Raw genomic sequence first — 16,295 nt, 5'->3', positions numbered from 1 at the left:
AGATGCCCAGAGGTCATGTTCCGCACCGACAGCCCACTGCTCCGGCACGCCGGGCCCACCTACTTCCCGCTGGCGTTCATCGCGCGGCTGCCGTTCGCGATGATGGTCGTCGGCGTACTGACCCTCGTGGTCGCCGAGCGCGGCTCGGTCACCCTCGGCGGGCTCAACTCCGCCGCCGCCGGCATCGGCACCGCCGTCGCCGGCCCGCTGCTGGGCGCCGCCGTCGACCGGTTCGGTCAGCGCCGCGTCCTCGTCCCCGTCGGGCTGCTCAACGCTGCCCTGCTCGGCTCGTTCCCCCTGGTGGTTGCCAGCAGCGCGAAAGACGCCGCCCTGCTCGCGCTCTCCGTCCTCATCGGCGCCACCGCCCCGCAGGTCGCGCCGCTCTCGCGCACCCGCCTCGTCGCGATCATCCGGCGCCACATCCCGAGCGAACGCCAGGAGAAGACGCTCAGCGGCACCATGGCCTACGAGTCCGCCGCCGACGAGACCGTCTTCATCGTCGGCCCGTTCCTCGTCGGCCTGCTCGCCAGCGCCATCGCCCCCTGGGTCGCCATCGCCGGCGCCGCCGCGCTCACCCTCGTCTTCGTCACCGCGTTCGCCCTGCACCCCGCCGGCCGGGTCGACCCGGGCACCCACGAGACCGCCGAGCAGCAGGCCCCCGCCCGCGAGCTCGTCGGCGGCAAGCTGCTCACCGTCGTCGTCGGCACCCTCGGCGTCGGCATCTTCTTCGGCGCCACCCTGACCAGCCTCACCGGCTTCCTCGCCGCCGACGGCGACGGCGACCGCGCCGGCCTGCTCTACGGCGTCATGGGCATCGGCTCGGCGGTGCTGGCCCTCGGCTCGGCCGCGCTCCCGGTCCGGTTCACGCTGCCCGCCCGCTGGCTCGCCTTCGGCTCGCTGCTGCTGGCCGCCGCCATCGGCTTCGCCTGCGCCCGCAGCGAGACCGGCCTGGTCGTCGCCCTGGCGATCCTCGGGCTCGGCGTCGGCCCCACCCTGGTCACGCTCTACAGCCTCGCCGCGCAGCTCAGCCCGGCCGGCCGCTCGGCCACCACCATGACGATGCTCGGCTCGGCCGTCGTCGTCGGGCAGGCGCTCGCCTCCGCCGTCACCGGCGTCGTCGTCGACCGCGCCGGCGAGAACGCCGGGCTCGTTGCGCCTGCCCTGGCCGCCGCGCTCGTCGTCGCCGCCGGCCTCGCGCACACGGTGGCGCCGGAGCGCGTCGAGGAGCCCGAGCTCGTCCCCGCCTGACACGCGATGGGCCCGGCCACTCGAGCGCGGCCGGGCCCATCGTCAGCAGATCAGCAGATGCCGCGGGCCCGGCTACGGCCGAGCGCGGTCAGACCCAGGCCCAGCGCGAGGACCAGCAGCCCACCGAGCAGCGCCGGAGCGCCCGAGGTACCCGTGCGGGCGAGCGTCGAGCCGGTGGCGGCAGGCGCCCCGGTGGCGCCGTCCCCGGTGCCCATCGTCACGGCGCTGCTCGCCGGAACCGCGCCCCGGGCGGTCTGCTCACCGGAAGCCTGGGTCACCGGCGTACCCGGCGTACCCGGCACCACCGGCGTTCCCGGCGCGACCGGAGCGCCGCACGTGGTGCTCACCCCACCGATGACGCCGAGGCCGACGCCGCACACGCTGACCGGCGCATCGACGCCGACGACCGGGCCCGTGCCGTCCGTCGGACCGCCCGAGCCAGGCGAAGGAGCTGTGCAGCTCGCGGCCGCGTCGCCCAGGACGCCCGCGGCGATGCCGCAGAGGGTGACCGGTGCGTCGACGTCCGCGATGCTGCTCCCGGGAGCACCCCCGGCGACGGCTTCGGCGCAGGTCGCCTCGGCATCCCCAAGGACCCCGACAGCGGCACCGCACACCAGCACCGGGACGTCGGCGTCGAGCAGCGACGCGTCGTCGGCACCCCCGCTCGACGCCGCCGGGGTGCCGGCGGACGAGCCGTCCGCGGTGGCGTCGCCCAGGACGCCGATCGCGTTGCCGGTCACGGCCACCGGCACGTCGACGTCCACGGCCGAGCCGGACCCGGAGTCGGCCGCCCGAGCAGCGCCGGGCTGGGCCAGGTCGACGCCCCCGGCGTCGGCGACGTTGCCGCCGACGCTGATCGGAACCGTGACCGACAGGCCGCCGATATCGACGCCCAGGGTGCCGTCGAGCGGCGGCAGGCCGATCTCGGCCGGCGTGGTGCCGGCGGTGCCCAGCACCGCCACGGCGTTGTCGGTGACGGTGATCGGGACGGTCACCGCGACCGCGTTCTCGTCGGCCGACGCGAGGCCCGTACCGGCGGCCAGCAGACCTCCGGTGACCAGGGCCGTCTGCAGCCCGCGCTTCATCCACACGTTCATGAGGGGTGTCCTTCTCTGACTGAGGGACCGGTCCGGTCGGACCGGCTGGAGTGGCCGCGGTCGGCGCAGGGCCGACCGGGGCGTCCTCAGTCGGGAGGGACGGCGGGGTCGAGCGCGCGGTCCGCTGCCCCGTCCCGTCCGCCGTCGGCCGCGGTGCCGAGCGCTCCGAGGTCGCCGACGAACGCGGCCGGGGGCAGATCCCCTGCGGGCTGGTCGAGCGACGACGACGACCCGGCGGACGACGACGGTGCGGGTGCGCCGGCCGGCAGCACGGGGGCGGGCGCCGGGACAGGGTCCCCGCCGGGAGCGGGCGCGGAGGCGACGGTCGCGCGGCTGACCGAGGACGGAACCGGCACGCCCGCGTGACCGTCGCTGGTCCCTTCGGTCACCTCCCCGCCCGTCGCGGACGGAGCGGGCACGCCCCCGGCGGCCGAGCCGCCACGCGCATCGGCGGCAGCCGGTGCGCCGGCCGTCGCACGCACGGTCTGCACCTCGTCCTGGGGCACCGGCCGCACCGGGGCGAGAGGCGCGAGCACCGGGGGGACGGCCGCCATCACCGGCTGCAGCACGGGGGCGAACGAGGCGACCACCGGGTCGAGCACCGGCGCCAGCGCGCCCACCACCGGCGCCGTGACCGGCTCGACCGCCCGGAGCACGGGCGCGACCAGCCGCTCCCCCACCGGCGCCGGCGTCTGCGCGACCGGCACGAGAGCGGTGTCGACGACGGGTGCGACGACCGGTGTGACCGCGGCGGGAACCGGAGCCAGCAGGTCACCGGTCAGGTCCACGATGCCCTGCACCGGAGCGGCGGGCGGAGGGACGTCTGCCGAGGCGGAGGAGGTCGCCGTGCCGACCAGCCAGAGCCCGCTGGAGAGACCGAACACCAGCAGTGCGCGCCGGACGAGAGGCGATCCCGAGAGCCGGAGGAGGGCAGGCGTCGTGGGCACAGCCATCGTTCCTCCTCGACCGTCCGTACTCGCTTCGTGACGATCAGTGAACGCCCGGTGACGGACCGCCGCCACGCGAGTTCCGTCGCCCGATGGGGTGCAGCTCGCGGACGACGATCACTCGGCGTGAGCCGGCCCTCTGGTCTGGCTCCCCCCGACGGGGGAGACCGCCTCAGGCCCGCCGAGAAGTGGGACGATGCAGTTCCCATGAAGTGGTCCGGCGTGCCCGAGGTGGCGACCCCGCGCGTGATGACGCAGGCGCTGGCCACCCTCTACCTCTTCGGCGGCAGCGCCAGCCTGCTGGCCGTCCTCGGCAGCAGCGCCGCCTGGTCCGACCGCGCCCCGGTCGCCGGCCTCGCCATCTCCGCCCTCACCGCCGGCGCAGTCGTCTTCCGCTTCGGCGCCCGGTGGCCGCGGCCCGCGTTCCACCTCGCCGTCGCCCAGGCCACGGTCGTCGTCGTCGCCGGGGTCGTCCTGGCCGCCGACGCCCCCACCGCGGTCGCCGTCGGCGCGCTGACCAGCTTCCTCGCCATCGCCGCCTGCTTCTTCTTCAGCCTCCCGCTCGCCGTCCTGCACATCGCGTTCGCGCTGATCGGCCTCACCGGCGGCCTCCTGGCCCAGGGCGACGTCGCCCTCCCCACCGCGCTCTCCCTCGACGCGATGGTCATCGGCCTGAGCGTCGTCACCCGCGGCCTCGTGCTGCGCGCGTCCAGCGCCAACCGCGACCCGCTCACCCGGCTCACCAACCGCCGCGGCTTCGACCAGGCGCTGCACGAGCTGATGCGCACCGTCGCCCGCACCGGCGAGCCGCTGTCGGCCGCGCTGCTCGACCTCGACCACTTCAAGGCCATCAACGACACCCAGGGCCACGCCGCCGGCGACCGCGTGCTGCGCCAGGTCGCCAAGGTGTGGGGCCGCGCCCTGCCGACGACGGCGGTGCTCGCCCGCCACGGCGGCGACGAGTTCGCCCTCCTGCTGCCCGGCGTGCCCGGCCCGGCCGCGCTCGAGCTCGTCCGCAGCATCCGCGCGATGCACCCCGAGATAGGCATGTCCTGCGGCGTCGCCGAGCACCAGCCCGGCGAGAGCGCCGCGCAGCTCATGCGCCGCTCCGACCTCGCCCTCTACACCGCCAAGGCCGCCGGCCGGGGCCGTGTCGAGCTCGGCGCCGGCCCCCGGTCCTCCGACCTGGTCGCCGACCTCACCGCCGCGCTCGACGCCGGCGACGTGACCGTGCACTTCCAGCCGATGCTCGACCTGTCCACCGACGAGGTCGTCGGCGTCGAGGCGCTGGCCCGCTGGACCCACCCCGAGCGCGGGCCCGTCTCGCCGGCGGAGTTCATCGCCGTCGCCGAGCAGCACGGCCTCATGGGCCGCCTCGGCGAGCAGGTCGTCCGCTCCGCCTGCACCCAGCTGGCCGCGCTGCGGGCCGAGACCGGCCGCCAGCTGCGCCTGGGCGTCAACGTCTCCGGCCGCGAGCTCTCCGACCCGGCCTACTGCGACCGGCTCCGCCGCGTCTTCGCCGAGACCGGGTGGTCGGCCTCGGAGACCGTGCTCGAGGTGACCGAGACCCTCGTCGAGGCCGAGTCCTCGGCCGCGGTCGCCGCGCTGCACCAGCTGCGCGCGCTCGGCCTGCGCATCGCCATCGACGACTTCGGCACCGGCTACTCGTCGCTGAGCCGGCTGGACACCCTGCCCGCCGCCATCCTCAAGCTCGACTCGTCGTTCATCGCGACCGTCGCCACCTCGCCCCGGCGGGCCACGCTGCTGCGCAGCATCGTCGGCATGGCGCACGTCCTCGGCCTGGACGTCGTCGCCGAGGGCGTCGAGACCCCGGCCCAGGACGCCGAACTGCGCGCCGCCGGGTGCCGCTTCGGCCAGGGCTACCTCTACGGCCGGCCCGCCCCGCTGGCCGACCTCGCCGCGCTGCTCGAGCGCCGCACCGAGCGCACCCCCGCCCTGCGCGGCTGACCTCCGGACCTGTCGGTCCAGCGCACTAGCCTTTCCCGATCATGGCGAAGATCAGGAAGCGGCGTCCGAAGCACCGCAGCACCGGTCACCGGCCGCCCACCCCGGAGGCCGCGCTCCTGGCCGGTCTGGCTGCGGCGCTCGACAGATCCACGCCCGGGCCGTTCCTCGCCGCCGCCGGGACGCTGCTCGGCACCACGCGCGGCGAGGGGGCGCCGCCCGTGACCGAACTGGTCTTCAGCCTGGATGACTTCGGCCGGCCCGAGACCCGGGCCGCTCTGCTGGCCATCGCCATCCTCACCGGCGACGGGGAGCTGCGCCGCCGGTTGCGCCGGGAGATCGCCGCCGAAGGCCAGGTGCTTCCCCGCTGGCTCGCCGAGCTGGACCGCACCGAGCCGGGAGACCGCGCGGTCGAGATCAGCAGCGTCTACGGCGACGTCGACCACCTGCTGGTCAGCGCCACCGCGCCCGGCGACTGCCCGCTCACTGCCGTCGTCCTCGTGGACAACGAGCTGGGCGCCTTCGCCGCCGACGGCTTCCTGGTCGAGCAACCTCTGGATGCCGTGATCCCGCTCATCGTCGAGGAGGTCGGTCCTGACCCCACGGTGCGCGACATCGCGACCGCGGACGCCCGGGCGCGCATCGAGGACGCGCTCAGCGAGCTGGACCTGGGTCCCGGCACCGGTGGCTACGAGGACTGGACCGAGCAACGCGCGCTGGTCGAGTGGCTCATCGCCCTGCTTCCGCCCGGTGGCGTCGTGCCCGAGCAGGAGCTGACCGAGGACGAGCTCGACGAGGTCGCCCAGCAGTTCCTGGCCTGCCCGTCCGGGTCGCGGTGGACCGGCAGCCGTGCCCTGCTCGACGACGTCCTCGCCTCCGCCAGCGGCAACGGCCGCGGCGACCCGCTGATCTGGAGCCCGGCCAACGTGCGGCGGCTGCTCGACCCCGACCTCTGGTACCTCGACCGCGAGACGCCGGGGCTCGACCGGGCCCCGGACCTGCTGCGCGACCTGATCCGCCACGGGCACGCCGAGCGCGGCCTGCGGCCGGAGCTCACCGACCTCGCGCTGGTCGAGGTCGACGCCGCCGAGCCCGCCTTCCTCACCGCCGTCCGCGAGCTGGACGCAGACGACCTGGACGGCCACGCCCCGAGCTAGCAGCGACCGGTGACCTTCGGCCGTGGACAGCCCCCGGCAGCGGAGCAGCATGGCCGGTGCGGCGACGCCGCAGGGGCGCCGCTCCTCATCCCCGGAAGGGGGCGTCATGTACGCACGCACCACGTCCGTCATGGCCGACCCGAAGCGCATGCACGAGGGCGTAGCCGACGTCCGCGACAACGTCATGCCCGCGGTGAGCCGGATGGAGGGCTACACCGGCCTGTCGATGCTCGTCGACCGCACCACGGGGCGCTGCATCGTCACCACCGGCTGGGAGACCGAAGCCGCGATGACGGCCAGCCGCGACCGCGTGCTGCAGATGCGCGCCCAGGCCGCCGACCGGTTCGGCGCCCGCGACACCGACGTCCAGGAGTGGGAGATCGCGGTCGTCCTCCGCCTGCACTCCGCCGGCGACGAGTCGTGCGCCCGTGTGCTGTGGAGCCGCATCGAGCCGACCCGCACCGACGAGACCCTGGAAGCCTTCCGCGCCCGCATCATCCCAGCGATGGACGACATCCCCGGCTTCTGCAGCATGAGCCTGCTCATCGACCGCGCCACCGGCGTCGGCACCCTCACCACCGTCTACACCGACCGCGCCGCCATGGACGCCACCCGCGACCAGATCTCGGCTCTGCGCGACGCCTTCTCCGCGCAGATGGACGTCACGCTCACCGACGAGGCCGAGTTCGACGTCGTCGTGCACGAACTCCGGGTGCCCGAGCTGGTCTGACCAGCGTGGGGGCGGCCGGCCTCCCGGCCGCCCCGTGCACACCGGACCCGGCGGACGACGGCGGGTGACGACACGCGCGTGCCGCCACCCTTTCTCTCCCCGCCGGCGGGCACCGTCCCCCGGCCCCTTGACCCTCCCACCTGCGCGGGAGCACGGTGGCCGTCCGCCCGGGAGCCGCGGGCGGATGGCAACGGGGGCCGGCCGGACGGGACGCCATGGCTGTCTACGAGTACCGCTGCGAGGACCACGGCACCACGGAGCGCGCGCTGCCCATCGGCACCGCGCAGCCCACCACCCCCTGCCCGGCCTGCGGTGGCCCGGCGACGCGGGTCTTCACCGCGCCGCGGCTCTCCCTCGGCGACCCCGTGCGCCGCGCCCTCATCGACCGGACGGAGCGCACGGCGCACGTCCCCGACGTCGTCGACTCCCCCGGCCCGCGCCCGGCCGCGCGCTCCCGGGTGCCCAGCAACCCGGCCTGGAGCCGCCTGCCGCGACCCTGACCCCCCTCGGCGGGGCCACCGCCACCGGGCTCCGCCGATCCACGGGGAACCGCCGGGCCGCACACCGAACGAAGGGACGCCCCCATGGCCAGCGTGGGACTTCTGTACGTCGGAGCCGTGCTCATCCTCAACGGGCTCATGCTGCTGGGGCTGGTCGACGCCCGGGCCGCAGCGCCCCTGAACTTCTTCGTCGGCGGCCTCCAGGTGATCACCCCGACCTACCTGATCGTCACCGCCGACGGGGACCAGAACACCATCCTGGCCGCCTCCGGCCTCTACCTGTTCGGCTTCACCTACCTCTACGTCGGCTTCAACCTGCTCGCCGACCTGGACGGCACCGGCCTGGGCTGGTTCTCGGCGTTCGTCGCCTGCTGCGCCGTCGTCTACGCCGGGCTCAACTTCGGCCGCCTCGACGACGCCGCGTTCGGGGTCATCTGGCTGTACTGGGCGGTGCTGTGGGCGCTGTTCTGGGTCGTGCTCGGCCTCAAGCGCGAGGAGTGGACCCGCTTCACCGGCTTCGTCGCCGTCGTCGCCGGGGTGGTCACCGCGGCGGTCCCCGCGTTCCTGCTGCTGACCGACGTGTGGTCCGACCACATCACCGCGTGGGCGGTCGGCCTCGCCGTCCTCTGCACCGCCTCGCTGACGCTGGCCCCCCGGATGCGCGATCGAGGAGCGGCCGCCGCGACCGCACCCGCCCCGGAACTGCGCGAGGGCACCGCCGCGCCGGCCCACCGCGCCGACGTCCCGGCCGCACGACCGGGCACGACCACCACCGACGGGAGGAGGTGATCGCCGTCCGCAGCCCGCAGGACGCCGTCGCCACAGCGCTGCACCGCAGCGGTGCCGCTCCCCAGCCCCGGAGGTAGACCGTGCCGAAGAACGTGTTCCCGCTCGACTCGTCGAAGAAGTTCACCGACCAGCAGTACGTCGGCCACAACCGGTGGCACCCGGACATTCCGGCCAACGTGACCGTGAAGCCCGGTGACGTCTTCCGGGTCGACTGCCGGGAGTGGTTCGACGGCGCCATCCACAACGACGACTCCGCCGACGACATCCGGGACGCCCCGCTGTCGACCGTGCACTGCCTGAGCGGCCCGTTCCACGTCGAGGGCGCGCAGCCCGGCGACCTGCTGATCGTCGACATCGTCGACGTCGGCCCCATCCCCCAGGAGGACTCCGGGCCGCTGGCCGGCCAGGGCTGGGGCTACACGGGCATCTTCGCCACGCAGAACGGCGGCGGCTTCCTCACCGAGCAGTTCCCCGACGCGTACAAGGTGATCTGGGACTTCACCGGCCAGAAGGCCACCTCCCGGCACGTCCCGGGCGTCTCGTTCACCGGCATCGTGCACCCCGGGCTCATGGGCACCGCGCCGTCGGCCGACCTGCTCGCCACGTGGAACCGCCGCGAGCAGGCGCTCATCGACACCGATCCCGACCGCGTGCCGCCGCTGGCGCTGCCCCCGCTCCCCCAGGACGCCGTCCTCGGCTCGCTGCAGGGCGCCGACCTCGAGCGGGCCGCAGCCGAGGCCGCACGCACCGCACCGCCCCGGGAGAACGGCGGCAACCAGGACATCAAGAACTTCACCAAGGGCAGCCGGGTCTTCTACCCCGTGTTCGTCGACGGCGCGAAGCTCTCCATGGGCGACCTGCACTTCAGCCAGGGCGACGGCGAGATCACCTTCTGCGGCGCCATCGAGATGGGCGGCTTCATCGACCTGCACGTCGACCTGATCAAGGGCGGCATGCAGACCTACGGGGTGAGCGAGAACGCGATCTTCATCCCCGGCAACGTCGACCCCCGCTACGAGCGCTGGCTGGCGTTCTCCGGCACGTCGGTCACCCTCGACGGCGAGCAGCGCTACCTGGACTCGCACCTGTCCTACCAGCGGGCCTGCCTGCACGCGATCGACTACCTGACGACGTTCGGCTACACCCCGGAGCAGGCGTACATGATCCTGGGGGCGGCGCCGATCGAGGGCCGGCTGTCCGGCGTCGTCGACATCCCGAACTCCTGCTCGACGGTGTACGTCCCGACCGGGATCTTCGACTTCGACGTCGAGCCGTCGGCGTCCGGGCCGACCCGCATCGATCCGGGCCAGGGCGTTCCCCGGTCCAGCTTCTGAGACCGGCGCGGGGCCCCGGCGGCGACCGGGGCCCTGCGACCCTGCTCAGACGCCGGCCCCTCAGACGCCCAGGTGCGCCAGCGCCGTCAGCAGCAGGGTGCTCTGCCCGTTCATCAGCTCGGCGAGCACGCCCGGGTCGCGCGCCTCGTCGGGGGTGAACCAGGTCAGCTCGAGGGCGTCCTGCTGGGGCGCGCAGTCGCCCTCGACCGGCACCACGTAGGCGAGCGACACCGCGTGCTGCCGCGGGTCGTGGAACGGCGTGACACCCGGGGTCGGGAAGTACTCGGCCACGGTGAACGGCTGCGGCGCCGGGGGCACCCGCGGCAGCGCGAGCGGCCCGAGGTCCTTCTCCACGTGCCGGAGCAGGGCCGCGCGGACCCGCTCGTGGTACAGCACGCGCCCCGAGACCAGCGCCCGCTTGATCTGCCCGTCCTCACCGGCGCGCAGCAGGAGGCCGACGGCGATGACGGTGCCCTGGCCGTCCACGCGCACCGGCACCACGTCGACGTAGAGGATCGGCAGCCGCTCGCGGGCGAGGTCCATGTCCTCGCGGGAGAGCCAGCCCGCGTCCGGGTTCGTCACCTCAGTCATGTGCCCTGTCTAGCCGACGGCGCGCCGTCGCACCGCGCACGGGTCGACGGCGCGTCCTGCGAGATCAGTCTCCGGAGTAGGTGGCGACGCCGAACGTCTGCTCGCCGTCCTCGTCCTCGTGCACCAGGACGGTGTACGCGGCGCCGTCCACGATGGCCGAGCACGAGTCGCCGTCGCACTGCACGCTCTCGACCTCGCCGCCCTTGTCGTCGATGAAGTCGCGCACCGCGGACTCGGTGTCGGCGTTCCCGTCGGCGACCGACTCGCGGTAGAAGAACAGCGAGACCAGCGCCGCAGCGACGGCGATGATCGCCACCGAGACGCTGATGACCAGCGTGGCGTTGCGGTCGAACCAGCCGGGCTCGGGCTCGTCGACCGGCCCCGCGGCCCCGGTGAAGTAGGGCGCGCCGGGGTCACCGGGCACCGGCTGCGTGGCGACGGGAGCAGCCGCCGGGGAGGGCGAGGTCGGCGGGACGGCGGTCGGCGGGACGGCGGTCGGCGGGACGGCGGTCGGCTGGTCATCGTCGGTGCTCATCGGTGCAGGCCTCACGTCGTCGGTGCTGGGAGAAGCACCCTGTCACGGGCCGACCCCGTTCCGCGAGCAACCCCGCGGGATGCACAGCAGATCGGCAGCCTCAGCGGGGCAGCCATCCCGCGGCGAGCTTGGCGTGCACGGCCTGCAGCGCCGCCAGCGGCGCCAGCCACTCGTGCGCCTGCAGCCGACGCGCCTCGGCCAGCACGTCGTCCCACCGGTCGGCCGGCGCGGCCTCCCGCAGCAGCGCCCGGGCCTCGGCCAGCTCGGCGGTGGCGCCGATGCGCTGGGGAGGGATCGAGATGCGCCTGTTCATGATCGGCTCGATCTCCATGCCCGGCGAACCTCGTGATCATCGCGCCGTCCGGGTAGCGGTTCGCGCACGGTCCGTCAGACGCGCTCGGGCTCCCGGGGCTCGGGAAGGGTGCCGGAGCCGGCCTCCGGGCGGACGTCGGGACGGCGGCGCATCGTGCGCACCGTCCGCGAGGCGGCCGTGCGGGCCAGCCCGAGGATGGGGCCGGTGTCCCAGGTGCGGCGTCCGGCGTCCTCCGGCGCGGCCTCGGTCCGCGGCTCGGGCACCTGCTCGGCCGCCTCCCGCTGCGCGACCGCGGCCGCGATGCGCGCCCGGCGGCGGGCCAGCACCTGCTCCTTCTGCCGGTCGACGCGCTCCTTCTCGGCGAGCACGAGCAGCTCCTGCACGGCCTGCTCGACCTCCACCCGCGCGCTCTGCTGCAGCTGCTCGATCTCGAGGTCGCCGTCGTCGCGCAGGTCGGAGAGCCGGTCGTAGGTGCTGCGCGGCCCGACGTTGAGCAGCATCTTCATCAGCACCGGCAGCAGCTCGACCGAGATGAACAGCAGCGCCAGCATGTAGTGGGCGATCGCCATCGTGGTGTTCGAGTCGCTCAGCGCGGAGAGCGCCTGCAGCCGGATGAGGATGCCGGTGTTGTCGGCGTTGGTGGCGTCGAAGGCCGCCTGCAGCGCGGTCTGCTGCTCGGTGAGCCGGGCGAGCTCCGCGCGGTCGGTCTCCAGGTCGGCGGCCGCCTGGGTCATGCTCCGCGCGGCGCCGGCCGACACGGCGGCGACGGCGGCGTCCAGGTCGCTCTTGGCCGCGGCGACGACGTCGCGCTGCCCGTCGGCGGCCCGCCGCGCCTGGGCGTAGGCCTCTCCGGTGCCGGCGTCGCCGGTGCCGCAGGTGCCATCGAGCTCGCACTGCGCCCGCGCCGACAGCTCGCGCTGGGCGGTGAGCGCCGCGTCGTAGGCGGCCTGTGCGGCGACGACCTCGGCCTGCAGCGGCGCCAGGTCGGCGTCCGCGGTCCCGCCGCTGGCGACGACGGCCTGCTCGGCGACGAACTTCTCGCGCAGCGCGGGCAGCCCGGCGAAGCGGGCGTCGTCGTCCAGGCTCCGCTTGTAGGCGTCGGAGGCCTCGGCCTGCAGCGCGACGACCTGGGTGTCGATCTCCTTGTGGAAGATCTGCAGCGTCAGCGGCGTGGAGATCACGATGCCGAGCACCAGCGCCAGCCCGACGCGGGGCACCGCCATGAGCAGGTTGCGCCGCATCGAGGGGTCGTGCGCCATCCCGACCAGCAGCATCCGGTCGAGGTTGACGATGACGAAGCCCCAGCCGAGGCCGACCAGCGCCGCGAGCGGCCACCAGACGCCGAGCGCCATGGAGACGGCGAACGCCATCGAGAGCACCGCCAGGCCGCCGGTCGAGAGCAGCACACCGCCGAGCGCCACGAACTTCGCGCGGGCGCCCGGCACCGCTTCCAGCACGTCGGCCCGGGCGCCGGACAGCACCGCCAGCCCGTCGCCGATCCGTTCACGTCGTCGCGCCACAGCGCACCTGCCCCCCTGGGCGGCGGGATCGAGGAGCTCCGCCACCCGGTGAGGTATCGGCGGGCCGGAGGACCGACCGGACCGAACCGGCCGGTCCGGACCGTGAACCACGTCCCAGCCGCCCCACCCCCTGCGGCGAGATCGCCGATCTCGCGCGTTCCGGGGGTGGAGAACGACCGACATCGGCGATCTCGCGCGTTCCCGGGGTGGAGAACGACCGACCCCGGCGATCTCGTTGTCGAGAGTCGGGGGGAGGATGCTGGCGCGGACGGAGGAGGGATCCGTGGTTCCACCCCTGCACCTGCCCAGCGCCGGGCCGGCGCCCATCCCCGGCGACGCCGCGCTCGCCGCGGTCCTCGGCTACGCCCGCGCCCGGCGACCGCTGCACTACCGCGCGCCGAACGACCGGACCGGCCGCTGGGCGCAGGTGCCGGCGTTCGGCTACGAGCGGTTCGACCGCCGGCCGGTCCCCGACGGCCCGCTCGGCGAGGCCGACATCCTCACCGCGGAGGGGCTGCACGGCCGGCTGGACCGGAAGGCGTGGACGGCGATGGCCGCCGCGCTCCCCGACGTGCAGGCGCTGGCCGACGACGTCGTCGCCCGGGCCGCGGGGCGGGCGTTCTGGGAGCTGCCCGACGACGAGTTCTCCGTCCTCGCCGAGCCCGGCACCGTGGGGGCGCTGCTGCGGCGGCTGCGCGTGGTGTGCGCCGGGCGCGGGCTGAGCGCGCCGCACGTGACCGCCGCGCTGCACCACCGGTACCCCGCGCTGATCCCGCTGCTGCACGACGCCACGCGGTGGCCGCTGCTCCCGCACGTCCGCGAGGGCGACAGCGGGGTCGCGGCGGTGGTCCACCGCGAGCTGCGGCAGGCCGCCGACGGCTTCGCCGAGCTGGAGGACGCCGTCCGCCGCGCGGGCGTGGCGCTCACCCGGCTGCGGCAGCACGACGTGCTGCTGTGGCTGACCACCACGCTCCGGTTCGCGCACGCCGCGGCCGAGGGTTCGCGCCCCGCGCACGAGGCCGACGAGACGGGGAGTCCGCGATGACCACGAGCACCGGCACGACCGTGCCCGAGCTGATGGCCGAGCTGGCCGCGCTGGAGGACCCGCGGATCCGCGCGGTCAACGAGCGGCACGGCGACGACCACGGGGTGAACCTCACCACGCTGCGCGCGGTGGCGAAGCGCCTGAAGACCCAGCACGACCTCGCCCGGGAGCTGTGGGCGACCGGCGACACCGCCGCCCGCCTGCTGGCGCTGCTGGTCTGCCGGCCGAAGGAGTTCGGCCGCGACGAGCTCGACGACATGCTGCGCGCGGCGCGCGTGCCGAAGGTGCACGACTGGCTGGTCAGCAACGTGGTGAAGAAGAGCCCGCACGCCGAGGAGCTGCGCGTCGCCTGGTTCGCCGACGCCGATCCGGTGGTGGCGAGCGCGGGCTGGGCGCTGACCACCGAGCGCGTGGTCAAGCGGCCCGAGGGCCTCGACCTGCCCGGCCTCCTCGACGAGATCGAGGAGCAGATGGCGCAGGCTCCCGACCGGCTGCAGTGGGCGATGAACGAATGCCTGGCGCAGATCGGAATCTCCCACCCCGCGCTGCGCGAGCGCGCGATCGGTATCGGCGAGCGGCTGCGCGTGCTCGAGGACTACCCGACCTCCCCGGGCTGCACCTCCCCGTACGCGCCCACCTGGATCGCCGAGATGGTGCGCCGGCAGGAGGGCTAGCTGCTCCTCGGCCGCCAGCCCGGGTCGCGGCCGGTCTGCCCGAGCAGCCGGTCCAGGAGCGGCGCCTGCGCCGGCACCGGGACGACGGGGCCGTACAGCCCGGCGCGGGCCTCCGGGTCGTCACCGAACGAGGCGGCGAACTCCAGGCAGCGCCGCGCCGACTCCTCGTCGGGGCGGTACCCCTGCCCGGTGGCGACGGCGAGGTCCCAGCCGTGCACCACGAGCTCGTCGAGCGCGACGACGGCCATGACGGCGCCGGGCATCTGCACGCCGCCGGCGATCGCCATGCCCTCCCACGCGTCGGGCTTGCGCCAGGCGTCGACCAGGTCGTCGAGCTGGGCGGGCAACCGGGTCCGCCAGTCCGCGGCCAACTTCGTGGCATCGGCGTGCGGCCCGCCGTCCGGCACCGTCTTCTCGGCGGCCATCCGGAAGGCCAGCGTCAGCCCGACGAGGTGGTCCAGCAGCCCGGCCACCGGCGTCGGGCCGCACGGGGTGGGGTCGGCCAGCTGATCGTCGTCCACACCCGCGGCGATCCGGCGGAGCTCCGCGGCGGCGGGCGCGAGGTCGAAGGTCTCCATGCGGTGAGGACCGACCGGCCGCCGCGCACTCATCGGTCAGTCGTCGAACTGCACCTGGGGGCGCGCGCCGTCGTTGCGCCAGCCGGTCGCCTGGCTCAGCCCGCGCACCTTGCCGGCCTGCAGCGCGGCCACGTGCTCGTCGCACAGCCGCAGCTCGATCGGCTCGATCGCGAGCTCGACGGTCCCGACCTGGGTGGCGGGGCGGGTGCAGTGCTCGGCGTCGCAGGTCATGGCCCCGAGTCTGCCCGGCCGGATCCGCCGGTGCGTGGCAGCGTTCCGCGCATGAGCGACGCCTTCGACCTGCAGCGGTTCGTCGACGCGCAGCGCGGCAGCTACGACACCGCGCTCGCCGAGCTGCGCGCCGGGGCCAAGCGCAGCCACTGGATGTGGTTCGTCTTCCCGCAGATCGCGGGCCTGGGCCGCAGCGCCACCGCGCAGCACTTCGCGATCTCCGGCCTCGACGAGGCGCGCGCCTACTTGGCGCACCCGGTGCTCGGCCCGCGGCTGCTCGAGTGCACACGGGCGCTGGCCGAACTCGACGCGAGCGACCCCGTCGCCGTCCTCGGCTCGATCGACGCGCAGAAGCTGCGCTCGTCGATGACGCTGTTCGCGCACGCCGACCCGGCCGAGCCGCTGTTCCGCGCCGTCCTCGACCGGTACTTCGCCGGCGCCGAGGACGACGCGACCACCAGCCGGCTCTGACGCCGCGGGCGCCGACTGTCGAGTTGTCGCCGTCGGCCGCGGCGTGTCCGCGCGTGTCGGCGACACCAACTCCGCACTCGGCGAGGCGGGTCAGCGGCGCGGGACGGCGACCCACCCCTCGGTGCCGCGCAGCGTCGTCTTCAGCACCTTGCCGCCGGCGTTCCGCGGCAGCGCGTCGTCGAGCACGCGGACGAACTGCGGCACCTTGTAGTCGGCCAGCCGCTCGCGGGCGAAGGCGATCAGCGAGGGCACGAAGTCCTCCGGCGCGCCGGGGCGGGGCAGCACGACCGCGCCCACCTTCTCCCCCATCACGGGGTCGGGGACGCCGACGACGGCGACCTCGAGGACGTCGGGGTGCGCGGTGAGCGCGTTCTCCACCTCGACGGAGTACACGTTCTCGCCACCGCGGTTGATCATGTCCTTGGCGCGGTCGACGATCCGCACCATGCCGTCGGTGATCGCGGCGATGTCGCCGGTGTGCAGCCAGCCGTCGACGAAGGTCTCCGCCGTCCGGGCCGGGTCGTTCCAGTAGCCGGCGACCACGTTCGGGCCGCGCACCAGCAGCTCCCC

At 74.8% G+C, this 16,295-nt stretch carries 19 protein-coding genes; 10 read left to right on the top strand and 9 right to left on the bottom strand.

The features are described from left to right. The first annotated feature begins 15 nt into the window (after positions 1–15). Positions 16–1,248 (top strand): MFS transporter, encoded by a 1,233-nt coding sequence (locus JKP76_RS11170; RefSeq protein ID WP_200490887.1) that lies wholly within the window; start codon positions 16–18, stop codon positions 1,246–1,248. A 50-nt stretch (positions 1,249–1,298) separates the two neighbouring features. Here JKP76_RS11170 and JKP76_RS11165 read toward each other — a convergent pair whose 3' ends face one another. Next, the gene (locus JKP76_RS11165; RefSeq protein ID WP_200490886.1) at positions 1,299–2,345 is read right to left on the bottom strand and encodes a hypothetical protein; all 1,047 of its coding nucleotides are present in this window, start codon (positions 2,343–2,345) and stop codon (positions 1,299–1,301) included. 86 nt (positions 2,346–2,431) lie between these two features. Continuing rightward, positions 2,432–3,298 carry a hypothetical protein gene (locus tag JKP76_RS11160; RefSeq protein ID WP_200490885.1) on the bottom strand — a complete coding sequence of 289 codons (867 nt, stop codon included), beginning with the start codon at positions 3,296–3,298 and terminating at the stop codon, positions 2,432–2,434. 201 nt (positions 3,299–3,499) lie between these two features. On the opposite strand from JKP76_RS11160, the gene JKP76_RS11155 reads away from it, so the two are divergent. From JKP76_RS11155 to fmdA, 6 genes are all read left to right on the top strand, one after another. After that, positions 3,500–5,260 (top strand): bifunctional diguanylate cyclase/phosphodiesterase, encoded by a 1,761-nt coding sequence (locus JKP76_RS11155; RefSeq protein ID WP_200490884.1) that lies wholly within the window; start codon positions 3,500–3,502, stop codon positions 5,258–5,260. 41 nt (positions 5,261–5,301) lie between these two features. After that, positions 5,302–6,414, top strand: a complete 1,113-nt coding sequence (locus JKP76_RS11150) for a hypothetical protein (protein ID WP_200490883.1) — start codon at positions 5,302–5,304, stop codon at positions 6,412–6,414. Between the two features lie 106 nt (positions 6,415–6,520). Continuing rightward, positions 6,521–7,144, top strand: coding sequence for an antibiotic biosynthesis monooxygenase (locus JKP76_RS11145; RefSeq protein ID WP_200490882.1), 624 nt, complete (start codon positions 6,521–6,523; stop codon positions 7,142–7,144). Between the two features lie 215 nt (positions 7,145–7,359). Next, the gene (locus JKP76_RS11140) at positions 7,360–7,644 is read left to right on the top strand and encodes an FmdB family zinc ribbon protein (RefSeq protein WP_200490881.1); all 285 of its coding nucleotides are present in this window, start codon (positions 7,360–7,362) and stop codon (positions 7,642–7,644) included. A gap of 84 nt (positions 7,645–7,728) precedes the next feature. Beyond that, positions 7,729–8,433, top strand: a complete 705-nt coding sequence (locus JKP76_RS11135) for an AmiS/UreI family transporter (protein ID WP_200490880.1) — start codon at positions 7,729–7,731, stop codon at positions 8,431–8,433. 80 nt (positions 8,434–8,513) lie between these two features. Then, positions 8,514–9,767 (top strand): formamidase, encoded by a 1,254-nt coding sequence (gene fmdA, locus JKP76_RS11130; RefSeq protein ID WP_200490879.1) that lies wholly within the window; start codon positions 8,514–8,516, stop codon positions 9,765–9,767. A gap of 60 nt (positions 9,768–9,827) precedes the next feature. On the opposite strand, the gene JKP76_RS11125 is transcribed toward fmdA, so the two are convergent. The 4 genes from JKP76_RS11125 to JKP76_RS11110 all read right to left on the bottom strand — a co-directional run bounded on the left by JKP76_RS11125 (position 9,828) and on the right by JKP76_RS11110 (position 12,726). Then, entirely contained in the window at positions 9,828–10,358 is a 531-nt protein-coding gene (locus JKP76_RS11125) for an NUDIX hydrolase family protein (RefSeq protein ID WP_200490878.1), read from the bottom strand. Positions 10,359–10,422: 64 nt separating this feature from the next. Further along, complete coding sequence (locus tag JKP76_RS11120; RefSeq protein ID WP_200490877.1) at positions 10,423–10,893, bottom strand: hypothetical protein; 471 nt, start codon at positions 10,891–10,893, stop codon at positions 10,423–10,425. A 100-nt stretch (positions 10,894–10,993) separates the two neighbouring features. After that, positions 10,994–11,224 (bottom strand): hypothetical protein, encoded by a 231-nt coding sequence (locus JKP76_RS11115; RefSeq protein WP_200490876.1) that lies wholly within the window; start codon positions 11,222–11,224, stop codon positions 10,994–10,996. A gap of 56 nt (positions 11,225–11,280) precedes the next feature. Next, positions 11,281–12,726 (bottom strand): DUF4407 domain-containing protein, encoded by a 1,446-nt coding sequence (locus JKP76_RS11110; protein ID WP_309229801.1) that lies wholly within the window; start codon positions 12,724–12,726, stop codon positions 11,281–11,283. 283 nt (positions 12,727–13,009) lie between these two features. Between JKP76_RS11110 and JKP76_RS11105 the strand changes: the two genes are divergently transcribed. Together JKP76_RS11105 and JKP76_RS11100 are read left to right on the top strand one after the other, a co-directional pair. Further along, entirely contained in the window at positions 13,010–13,771 is a 762-nt protein-coding gene (locus JKP76_RS11105) for a hypothetical protein (RefSeq protein WP_309229802.1), read from the top strand. Further along, a complete protein-coding gene (locus JKP76_RS11100; RefSeq protein ID WP_200490873.1) occupies positions 13,768–14,445 on the top strand; it encodes a DNA alkylation repair protein in 678 nt (225 codons plus the stop codon). Before JKP76_RS11105 ends, JKP76_RS11100 begins: the two co-directional genes overlap by 4 nt. On the opposite strand, the gene JKP76_RS11095 is transcribed toward JKP76_RS11100, so the two are convergent. After that, positions 14,442–15,023 (bottom strand): TIGR03086 family metal-binding protein, encoded by a 582-nt coding sequence (locus tag JKP76_RS11095; protein ID WP_200490872.1) that lies wholly within the window; start codon positions 15,021–15,023, stop codon positions 14,442–14,444. The genes JKP76_RS11100 and JKP76_RS11095 overlap by 4 nt on opposite strands. Positions 15,024–15,059: 36 nt before the next feature. Further along, positions 15,060–15,254: a hypothetical protein gene (locus JKP76_RS11090; protein ID WP_200490871.1), complete on the bottom strand. Its 195-nt coding sequence runs from the start codon at positions 15,252–15,254 to the stop codon at positions 15,060–15,062. A 51-nt stretch (positions 15,255–15,305) separates the two neighbouring features. On the opposite strand from JKP76_RS11090, the gene JKP76_RS11085 reads away from it, so the two are divergent. Then, the gene (locus JKP76_RS11085; RefSeq protein WP_200490870.1) at positions 15,306–15,725 is read left to right on the top strand and encodes a DUF1810 domain-containing protein; all 420 of its coding nucleotides are present in this window, start codon (positions 15,306–15,308) and stop codon (positions 15,723–15,725) included. 90 nt (positions 15,726–15,815) lie between these two features. Here the strand turns inward: JKP76_RS11085 and JKP76_RS24025 are convergent, their stop codons facing one another. Continuing rightward, on the bottom strand, positions 15,816–16,142 hold the full coding sequence (locus JKP76_RS24025) for a hypothetical protein (RefSeq protein WP_242471825.1): 327 nt from the start codon (positions 16,140–16,142) through the stop codon (positions 15,816–15,818). Between the last annotated feature and the right edge of the window lie 153 nt (positions 16,143–16,295).

Source organism: Blastococcus sp. TML/C7B (assembly GCF_016612845.1).
GTDB lineage: Bacteria > Actinomycetota > Actinomycetes > Mycobacteriales > Geodermatophilaceae > Blastococcus.
This window is presented reverse-complemented; position numbering and strand designations above follow the sequence as displayed.